This is a genomic window from Pseudomonas agarici, assembly GCF_001543125.1.
Lineage (GTDB): Bacteria > Pseudomonadota > Gammaproteobacteria > Pseudomonadales > Pseudomonadaceae > Aquipseudomonas > Aquipseudomonas agarici.
Genome location: NZ_CP014135.1, coordinates 5426172 through 5435179 on the forward strand (window position 1 = coordinate 5426172; position 9008 = coordinate 5435179).

The window sequence follows — 9008 nt, forward strand, 5'->3', positions numbered from 1 at the left end:
GTGACACAGACTATTTTTACACTGATTAGCCAGACCCAGGCTTTATATGCCCGCTGCATCGATGAAGGTCCGCTCGAGGCGTGGCCGGACTTCTTCCTCGAGAAGTGTCTGTATACCGTAACCACTGCCGACAATTATCGCCAGGGCCTGCCAGCCGGCATGATCTGGGCGAACAATCGCGGCATGTTGGTCGACCGGATTTCCGCCTTACGCGAAGCCAACATCTACGAGCGCCACAGTTATCGCCATATGCTCAATCAGCCGGTGATTCTGGAGCAAAAAGATAATCTGGTACGTAGCGAGACTGCCTTTATTGTGCTGCGCATCATGCGTGACGGTAGCACCGATAATTTCGTCTCCGGCCGCTATATCGACTGCTACCGGATCGAAGGCGATACCGCCATGCTGGCTGAACGAACCGTAGTGTGCGACAGCTCGCGAATCCACACCCTGCTGGCGCTGCCACTATGAGCAGACCCGCACAGCGAATTCTGCTGAGTATCGGCGACCCCAACGGCATTGGACCGGAAATCGCCGTCAAGTCTGTCGTCGCGCTGCAGAATGATCCTGAACTCAATCCGGTCATCGTCGGCGATCGCTTTGTTGTCGAGCATTATGTACAGGGCACGGGCCTTCGCATCGAAGAAACCGACGGAAGCGCTGCACCAGCCACAGGTGTCCTGCACCTGCTGGCGGTGCCAAACCTCTCACCCGATGCTTTCTTGCCTGGACAGGTAAGCGCCGGTGCGGGGGCAGCCACCGTGGCTTATTTATCCGCCGCCGTCGCGTGCCTCGGCCAGGGTCGGGCACGCGGTATTGTCGCGTGCCCACATTCCGAGACGGCGATAAACGCTGCGGGCATTACATTTTCAGGCTATCCGAACTTGCTGGCGAGACTGGTCGGGGTCGAATCCGATCGTGTGTTCCTGATGTTGATCGGTGCAGGACTGCGCATCGTCCATGCCACCTTGCATGAACGACTGGCTGACTCGCTAGCCCGACTGACGCCGGACCTTGTGGTTGGCGCAGGTCGGGCCGCGGTGACTGCATTGCAGGCGCTGGGTATTGCCAAGCCGAGAATCGGCGTGTTCGGCATCAACCCCCATGCCGGGGAAAACGGACTGTTCGGCCAGGATGACGAACAGATAAACGTCCCGGCAATCGAACGCCTGCGCCAGATGGGAATCGACGCCCATGGACCGGTCGGTGCCGATTTGATGCTGGGCCAGGATGGCTATGACGCCTTCATCGCCATGTATCACGATCAGGGTCATATCCCGATCAAACTGCTGGCTGGACGCACCGCCTCAGCCTTGTCCATAGGCGCTGGCCTGATCTTTTCCAGCGTCGGCCACGGCTCGGCGTTCGATATCGCAGGCAAAGACATGGCCGATCCGCAAGCTGTCATCCGTGCGCTGCGCCTGGTCGGCGGTACGGCATTTTCCACTCAGGGGGCCTTGGCATGACATTCGATGTAACCGTCTCGGGGACGGACATTACCTTCCCCTGCGCCCCTGATGAAACGGTACTGGACGCCGCCGAGCGCGCCGGTTATGCAATCCCCTACTCTTGCCGTAAAGGGGTGTGTTCAACCTGCGAAGGGGGTCTTGCCACCGGTGAATTGCAAGTGCGCGGTAAGGGCCTGACACGCGGACCGGCCACGGGCGTGTTGTTGTGCCAGGCAAGGCCTTGCTCGTCAGTGGAAATCAGCCCCAAACGTATCGTTCAACGCGCCGCGCCAGTACGCAAGGTGATCAGTGCCAAAGTTCATCGCATCACCCGGCCAAACACCGATGTGGTCGTGTTGAATCTGCGCTTCCCTTCGGGTGTCCGGGCCAAGTTCCAAGCCGGCCAATACCTGAAAGTGCTGATGGAGGATGGCGACAGCCGTAACTACTCCATGGCCAACGCACCCCATGAAAGCGATGGTGTGCAGCTGCATATCCGCCATGTGCCTGGGGGACGTTTTTCCGAGGGCGTTCTGGCACGACTGGAAAAAGGCGACGTGCTTAAGGTGGAGTTGCCCTATGGAGACTTTTCGCTGGACGAAGCGGTCGATCATCCCGTCATCTTACTGGGCACGGGCACAGGTATGGCACCGCTCAAGTCCATCATCGAAGACCAGATCAAGCGTGGAGGTTCAAGACCCCTGCATCTGTATTGGGGCGCGCGCAACAGCCAGGATCTGTACCTTGCCGATCAGCCTGAGCTGTGGAGCAAGCGCTTGCCCGGGTTCATCTTCACACCGGTGCTTTCTGAGCCTGAACCAGGCTGGTCCGGCCGAACCGGCTGGGTACACCGAGCGGTGCTCGAGGATTACCCCGATCTGAGTGCCCATCAGGTGTATGCCTGTGGCAATCCGATCATGATCAACGCGGCACTCAGCGACCTGACCGCCGAAGGCCGATTGTCGCCCGAGGCATTTTACTGTGATGCCTTTGTACCGTCCGGAGACCTACAACCGACCCCCTAGAGGACCTCTCCAAAAGCCTGCTTAACATAAAAACAACAAGGCCAAAATGGCCGCGAGGATAAAAATAATGTTGCCAGAACCAAAGCCCTTGCAATTACCGCAATTCGTGGACGAGCGCCCAGTGAGCCGGTTTCAGTACGGGGTCATTATTTTGTGCGGACTCGTCATGTTTCTCGATGGATTCGATACTCAGGCTATCAGCTACATGGCCCCCTATATCGCCCAGGAATGGGGTTTGTCCAAACAGATGTTAGGGCCGATATTTTCGTCGTCCCTCGCTGGCCTGATGGTCGGCTATCTAATGCTAACACCGCTGTCTGAACGTTTTGGGCATAAAAAAGCCATCATTATCAGCACTATCGTCTTCAGTTTATGTACCCTGGCCTCGGTCTGGGCCACTAACGTAACCGAGTTGATGATCTTGCGCTTCATCACCGGGGTCGGTCTGGGTACGGCGGCACCCAGCGCCATTGCCATGACCGGCGAATACAGTCCCAAGCGCTTGCGGGCTACCTTCGTTCTTGCGATTTACTGTGGTTTCTCACTCGGCTTTATCGCCGCCGGGCTAGCCGCGGGTTGGTTCATTCCCCATTTCGGCTGGCGCTCACTGTTCTGGGTCGGAGCCTTGGCACCGTTGATGCTGGTACCTGTCTTGTTTCGCTTCCTGCCTGAATCCATGGTGTTCATGATCAAGAAGAAGATAGCGCCACAACACATCCTGAGGGTGTTCCGCAAAATAGACACCGACCTGGTTCAGCATGATAAACAAATATTCGTAGTCGAGGCTCTCGACCAGGGTCAACGCGGCGCCCTCGGCAGCCTGTTCACGCCTGAGCGGATCATGGGCACCGTGCTGTTATGGCTAGTGTTCACGATCAACCTCGGCGAGTTTTATGCCTTACAAAGCTGGTTGCCCTCAATCATGACCGGTCTCAACTACCCGATGAGTACCGTGGTGATGGCCACCACCCTGACCACTGTCGGCGGCATCGCGGCCGCTTTCATCACCGGCCCCTCGATGGACCGATTGGGGGCCTACAAAACCGTTGGCATCCTTTATCTGATTGGCTTCGTGTTTGTAGCATTGACCGGGCTGGCCTTCCACAGCCCCCTCTGGGTGCTGTTGAGTGCCAACTTCCTTGCCGGTTGCTGCATCAGCGGTGGACAAAAAAGCCTCATCGCCCTGGCGGCGGTTTTCTACCCTGCACCGATACGCTCGACCGGTGTCGGTTGGGCATTGGGTATCGGTCGAACCGGCGGGATTGTCGGTCCCATCGTGGTCGGTGCCGCGCTGGGTGGCGGCTGGTCGCCTTCGGCGGTCTTTTATGCCATGGCCATACCCATGTTGATTGCCGGATTGCTGGTGCTGTTTCTCGGTCACCGTTATGGCAGAGGCGCGAATTAAATCCGCCAATAAATACTAACTCGTGCCTAGCGAAATTTGCGCGAAGATGAGTACACGTTTGCCTCACTCAAAACAACACTAACTGACCCGAAGCATAGGCAGACATTTTTTCCAGTGCATCACTGCACATTGTCTGAAATTACACCGCTGCAGTTTCAACAGAATGTTGAAGCCCTTCAGCGCCTGTCTGCCTAATTTAAGAAAAATAAGAATAGGAGCCTGCACGATGATCCACCCTTCACTAAACCGTTACTCAATACCGCTATCGATTGTCATGGTTCTTAGTCACACCTATATATCGAGCGCACAAGCTACAGAACCCCAAGCTGCAGCGCTCTCGCCACTGGAATCACAACGTCCGCCCCGCTCCGGGCCGACCCGATCGCAGGAAGACTATCGTTTTCTTGATGACCCGGCGAAACGCACCGACCCGTTCGACGGATTGCGTTATCAGCGTCTATCCGATACCGCCTGGCTACAAACTGGCGCGGAACTACGTTATCGCGCCGATGCCGCAGACAAACCGGTTTTCGGCCTGCGTGGCGTAAAGGACGATTCCTATTTAATGCAGCGTGCGCAAATCCACGCGGACTTGCATTTATTCGACGACAGCCTGCGCACTTTTATTCAATTGGAAAATACCCGTGTTTTTGGCAAGGACCTGCCGAGCCCATCCGATCAAAGTCGCAACGAAATACATCAAGCCTTTATCGACGGTAATCTTCATTACCAGAGCGGCAAATTGACCACACGCGTCGGCCGTCAAGAAATGGCCTATGGCAATAACGTATTGGTCACCTACCGGGAAATTCCCAACATGCGCCTGTCGTTCGATGGCGTGCGCATGAGTTGGGCCGGAAAAAATGGCTACAAGCTGGATGCCTTTTCGATGAAGCCGCTGCTTGTGCGGCCCTCCGGCTCATTTAACGATTCAAGCAACCACCAGCAGAAATTTTATGGGCTCTACGGCACGGTTCCCCTATCCAGCGTTTTCAAGGCCGACCTCTACGCTTTCGGCCTTGAAACGGACCAACGCAAGCTAGACGGTTTCACGGGGAAAGAAGATCGCTACACCTTCGGCACGCGATTGTTTGGTGCATGGAATAAATTCGACTGGACCTGGGACTTGATGAAGCAGACAGGTCACATCGCCAACGCGGATATTGACGCATGGGGAGTGTCCAGTGACAGCGGCTATACCTTCGCCGGCCCCTGGAAGGCGCGCTTGGGTTTCCGCGTCGACGCCGCCAGTGGCGACAAGGATGGCGATCATAAGGCCGGTTCGTTCGACCCGATGTTTCCCAAGAATGCCTTTTATGGTCAGGCCAGTCTGACGACTTTATCCAACATCATACTCACAGGCCCAACGCTGAGGTTTTCGCCTTTTGACAAGGTTCGTTTCGAGCCTGGGGTATTTGCCGCGTGGCGCCAGAACACCGATGATGGTGTCTATCTACCCGGTATGGTGGCCGTTCCCGGCACCACCACCAGCAAAGGCAAACGCTTGGGCACCTTGTATCAAACCAACGTCAACTGGACGCCAACCTCCAACATCACGGTTGATCTCGACTATCTGTTCTATGACATCGGTTCGGCGATCAAGAATGCTGGAGGCAGTAACTCGCAAATCGTGGTGCTGCGTACTTCGTTTCGCTATTGAAATAAGTTAGCCAGAGGGTAAGCATGACTGAATAAAGCACAAGCCGCGAAAAGCGGCTTGTGCTTTATTCGCAACCGTCTACTTAATGCCTTTTAGATAACCAACAGCCATAAATTTTTCAGGTAAAACCATCTATGATGTGATTATATAGCAATCGCCCTGAGCCATTTTTAACTCAAACAAATCTCATTAAAAATTGGTTACGCTTTTCCGGTGGACTTCCGATCCTGAGCATGGAACCTTTCATGATCTCGGTGGCGCGTGCTATCCACTGTCGGCATTCGATACTGCGGGCGATACCACCAGTGGAAATTTGACTAAAACCCAAAAATGATCCGCCATTGATCAGCAACGTCATAATTACTATTATCCATAAATTATTGGCTTTCATAATCGTATCTCGAAAAAATGAAGATCCAACTACCAATCAAAGCGGTTGTGTTTTCAGGGAACGTATTTAATAACATGCACTTTCATTATCCTGACCACACGGGGCCGAATAGACACTTTTAATGTCCCCGAACAAATCAGAATTTTTTAGGTGCAATTGATTTCATCATAAATTTTTTGGCTTGAGGCAATGGTAACATCAAGACTACTGGAGAATAACCTAGCAAATCCAATAAGGCCGTTCTCATAAATTGAGAGATCTGTAATCAGGGTGATTCCAAGCACGATGAGTGCTCGCTGGCTGAATAAAAAAACTTCAAGCTGACAGGTTGCGTCAACTGGCACACTCGATTGAAACGTTGCAATAACCGGAGCAAGCCCTGGACGAACCGTCGAACATAGCTTCTGAAATAAAATCAAACACCCATAAACTTTGAATATTATGGTTGCATCAACCTTCACTTTCAGCCGCTGCCAATCAGTGACCTCAGATGGCAGAATTTCAGTGCACGCCTTAATACCCGAAACGTAAAGGCAGTCAGCACCTGCTTCGGAAGCAGCAATTTTAGTAAAATCGAAGCTAATGACTCCGTCGATCCTTTTCGTTGTATCAGCGACTCGACATTGCATTACCAATGCTATCCAACTTACCAAATTCCACAAAGCAAAATGGGACCTCAGTAATGAGGTCCCGTTGCGAACAAGAAACAAGGTCATCTGCGGTGCTGATTAATTTCAGACGTCCTCATTAATTGTTGCTTAGGCTGCTGTTACGCTAGGAAAATCAACATCAGTGTCAGCCATATTGTTGATGAAGTTGGTCAGAAGGAACTGTACGGCCACAGCGGTGATATCGATAATTTCTGGGTCCGTATAACCCGCAGCACGTACAGCGGCGAGTTCCTGATCAGTTACCTTGCCACGGCGTTCTACCAGAGCTTTGGCAAATGTAGCTGCAGCGGCGCGCTTTGGATCTTCCGAACGACCTTGGCGATTCAGCGCGATTTCCTCGGCCGAGCTTTTCACCAAATTAGTCGCAACGTAAGTATGTGCCCGCATGCAGTAGTGGCAATCGTTGACCTGAGTCACAGCCAAAGCAATAGCATCACGGGTTTTTACGTTCAAGGCCTTAGACATCGCACCTTGGAAACCGACGATACCGGCAAAAGTATCTGGACTGGAAGCAAGCATACGAAACATATTTGGAATAAAACCAAGTTGACCACCAATCGCATCGAGGGTGCCATGGGTGCCGGCAGGAGCTTGGTCGCGAGTTGGAATAGTAATACGTGCCATCTTTAGATCCTCTTACGTTTAGCCGTTGTTGGCGTGAGAGAAGCTTATGTTTTCACAAAGGGGATGATAATCCCTTGATATCGGGAACCACTCTCTCAAATTTCGAGATTTTATAGGCAGCATTGTGTACAGGCGGTTAGCTGCGTGTTGGAGGAGGACGCCAAGTGGCTTTTTAACTGTTCAGGGATGTAAACCTGAATCACAAATTTTTCCGATGGTGGGTGATATCTTTTATGCCTCACCCCAACAGTCGCCATTCGATGCTTTCCTCGCCAACGCTGATTTTGTTGGGGAGCAAGAAGCGCGGCTTGTGAGTGCGAAGCGTCAAGGTGGGCATGATTTCGTTCTCCTCGAAGTGGCGGATGATTTCGTCTTTCAGCATCCAGAAACCCTGGCGATTGAGGCGTATCGCCTGCCAATAGCCGGTTCGCGGGCAAGGTTGGCCGCTGACGCAGGTCGGTGCGGGGGAATCGACCTTGAGGAATGCGGGAGAGCCGGGCATGGGTTTGCCGGTCGCCGGTTCAAGCAGCTTGGCCTTGGCTAACTGCTGAATCAGCGCTTCGTGGGGCTTTTGGGGCCGGACATTGGCCAGACGGGCCTCCAGCCATTGCAGCTTGCCGTCCCAGGCCGGTAGTTTGGCCGGTGGTAAGGGAAGGATCTCGTTGATCTCGGGGACGCTGGGATTGGCGTAGGAATAGTTCGCTAGCAGACTCCAAATTTTATCATAGCGTTCGGCGCGCTCAAGGTCTTCTTGTTGGTCGAGGTAGTACAACTTATCGGAGGGCGGAGGACCGCGAAAAGTCTTTTCCAACCAGCCGGCAGAGGTTTCATCGCCCGCCGCCACCCCTAATTGGAATGCCTCAAGCGCCTCCTGGTACAGCCCCCTATTTTTAAGGTTAACACCAAGATCGGAGGCCGCATCACCATGCCCCTGTTCGGCGGCGCAACGGCGCATCTGCCGTGCAACGTCCGGCGCAATATCGCTTGGCGCCAGCTTGTTAGCCACCGAGTACTGAGCTTGAGCACTGCCCTGATCGGCGGCCTTGCGGTAATAGCGCAGCGACATTTCAGAATCTTTCGCTAACCCGGCTGATCCCTGTTGCAGGAAGATCCCGATAAAGTAATAACCCGTCGCCACGTTCGCATCGATCAATTGCTGACTCAGGCGCCGGTGCTCCTTGCCCCTGAGTTTGAAATGACCACGCATGGCACCATTCTGCAAGTTGATATTGGCCTTGTAATGGCCGTTCTCGGCGGCGATGCGATACAGGCGCTCGATCTCGACATCGACAGTTTTGTCTTGTTTGAGCTGATTGTTTTTCTGCAACCAGCGCGCGTACTGAAATAGCACATCGGCCTCGGCGGACGGCACGGGGATCTGCTCGTGTACACAGGTAAAGGCCAGCTTGGCCTTGATTTTGGTGAGGGGATTCAAGGGCGTGTCCTTTGTCGGAAAAGTAAGCGCGCTGCCCGTGCCGCAGGCGGTCAGCAGCAGGCTGGATAGCAAGAGAGCCAGGCGCATCAGTCGAGGTCCTTCAGGATGGCTTCGCCGTAGTAAAACTCGACAAGTGAGGCGCTGGGCACTCCATTTTTCTTATCTGCTTGGAGGTCTTTGTTTTCTTTGATGATGCCTTCCCAAGCATCGAACGCCCGCTTCGGATCATCCTGCGCTCCTCTCTTGTCCGTATGCAGATTCCACAAGCGTCGCCGCAACGCCTGCGTCACACTCATCCACTCATGAGCAATATTCAGCTCACTGTCTACCTGCATGCTGCGGGTGTTGA

At 53.8% G+C, this 9008-nt stretch carries 9 protein-coding genes and 1 pseudogene; 5 read left to right on the forward strand and 5 right to left on the reverse strand.

Annotated features, from left to right (window positions below):
* From AWM79_RS23770 to AWM79_RS23790, 5 genes are all read left to right on the forward strand, one after another.
* Complete coding sequence (locus tag AWM79_RS23770) at positions 1-471, forward strand: aromatic-ring-hydroxylating dioxygenase subunit beta (RefSeq protein ID WP_017134360.1); 471 nt, start codon at positions 1-3, stop codon at positions 469-471.
* The gene (locus tag AWM79_RS23775; protein ID WP_244159602.1) at positions 426-1466 is read left to right on the forward strand and encodes a PdxA family dehydrogenase; all 1041 of its coding nucleotides are present in this window, start codon (positions 426-428) and stop codon (positions 1464-1466) included. Before AWM79_RS23770 ends, AWM79_RS23775 begins: the two co-directional genes overlap by 46 nt.
* Positions 1463-2473: a 2Fe-2S iron-sulfur cluster-binding protein gene (locus AWM79_RS23780; RefSeq protein ID WP_017134362.1), complete on the forward strand. Its 1011-nt coding sequence runs from the start codon at positions 1463-1465 to the stop codon at positions 2471-2473. Before AWM79_RS23775 ends, AWM79_RS23780 begins: the two co-directional genes overlap by 4 nt.
* 67 nt (positions 2474-2540) lie before the next feature.
* The gene (locus AWM79_RS23785) at positions 2541-3878 is read left to right on the forward strand and encodes an MFS transporter (RefSeq protein ID WP_017134363.1); all 1338 of its coding nucleotides are present in this window, start codon (positions 2541-2543) and stop codon (positions 3876-3878) included.
* 226 nt (positions 3879-4104) lie between these two features.
* Positions 4105-5538 carry an alginate export family protein gene (locus AWM79_RS23790; protein WP_060783888.1) on the forward strand — a complete coding sequence of 478 codons (1434 nt, stop codon included), beginning with the start codon at positions 4105-4107 and terminating at the stop codon, positions 5536-5538.
* 175 nt (positions 5539-5713) lie between these two features.
* Here the strand turns inward: AWM79_RS23790 and AWM79_RS25195 are convergent, their stop codons facing one another.
* From AWM79_RS25195 to AWM79_RS23810, 5 genes and pseudogenes are all read right to left on the reverse strand, one after another.
* On the reverse strand, positions 5714-5896 hold the full coding sequence (locus AWM79_RS25195; RefSeq protein WP_143063218.1) for a hypothetical protein: 183 nt from the start codon (positions 5894-5896) through the stop codon (positions 5714-5716).
* A 179-nt stretch (positions 5897-6075) separates the two neighbouring features.
* On the reverse strand, positions 6076-6645 hold the full coding sequence (locus AWM79_RS23795) for a hypothetical protein (RefSeq protein WP_060783889.1): 570 nt from the start codon (positions 6643-6645) through the stop codon (positions 6076-6078).
* Between the two features lie 42 nt (positions 6646-6687).
* On the reverse strand, positions 6688-7224 hold the full coding sequence (locus AWM79_RS23800) for a carboxymuconolactone decarboxylase family protein (protein WP_017134366.1): 537 nt from the start codon (positions 7222-7224) through the stop codon (positions 6688-6690).
* A 238-nt stretch (positions 7225-7462) separates the two neighbouring features.
* Positions 7463-8746, reverse strand: a complete 1284-nt coding sequence (locus tag AWM79_RS23805) for an SEL1-like repeat protein (protein ID WP_060783890.1) — start codon at positions 8744-8746, stop codon at positions 7463-7465.
* Positions 8746-9008: pseudogene (locus tag AWM79_RS23810) on the reverse strand (phospholipase); the annotation flags it as partial. The gene AWM79_RS23805 and the pseudogene AWM79_RS23810, both read right to left, overlap by 1 nt.